Source organism: Microseira wollei NIES-4236 (genome assembly GCF_020521235.1).
GTDB classification, from domain to species: Bacteria; Cyanobacteriota; Cyanobacteriia; order Cyanobacteriales; family Aerosakkonemataceae; genus Microseira; species Microseira wollei.
Genome location: NZ_BLAY01000512.1, coordinates 1 through 649 on the forward strand (window position 1 = coordinate 1; position 649 = coordinate 649).

General features: G+C 37.3%; 1 protein-coding gene. It reads right to left on the minus strand.

Annotated features, from left to right (window positions below):
* Window positions 1–649 (minus strand): reverse transcriptase domain-containing protein (locus MiSe_RS49605; protein ID WP_264197177.1); only part of this gene is annotated, 649 nt, incomplete at both ends.

A 649-nucleotide genomic window follows, 5' to 3' on the forward strand; every position in this document is an offset into this window, starting at 1 on the left:
TTAGACCAGCCTCTGATTATTGGGTTAACCTCCTTTATTATTTCCATTTGGGTAGAGGCTTTGTTGTTGGCTATTGTTTCTCCAATCTTTTGGATATGGAGTTTAACCTTATTTTTACTAGGTGTGATGAGAGTCTTAAATCCTAGTTTTTTTCCGCGAGTATCTTTACCACTTTTATTTTTACCTATTGGGTATTGTCTAATGGTGAACCCAAGAAAATCGAAGCCTACATTTCCTTCTACGTTATTAAGCGTGTGGGAAACTTTGGTTTTACTAGGTTTGAGTTCTAACCCTATTTCTGCTAGCCAATCATTTATTATCTTTTGGCATTTCAGAATGACTTCTAATCGTTCATGTAGGATGACGAAATCATCTGCATATCTGATTAGTGACAGGGATTTTCTATTGTCCCTTTTACCCCCTTTTAGAGTTTCTGCATATTGCTTAACTCTTTCTTCCATTCCATGTAAGGCTATGTTGGCTAATAATGGGCTGATTACACCGCCCTGTGGTGTTCCTTCATTGGTAGGGAATAGGGTTTTGTCATCCATGACTCCTGATTTTAACCAAGTTTTGATTTGTCGTCTCAACTTGGGGTAGGTTTGGAGTTTTGCCAAAAGTTTTTCATGATTGATTTTGTCAAAGCATT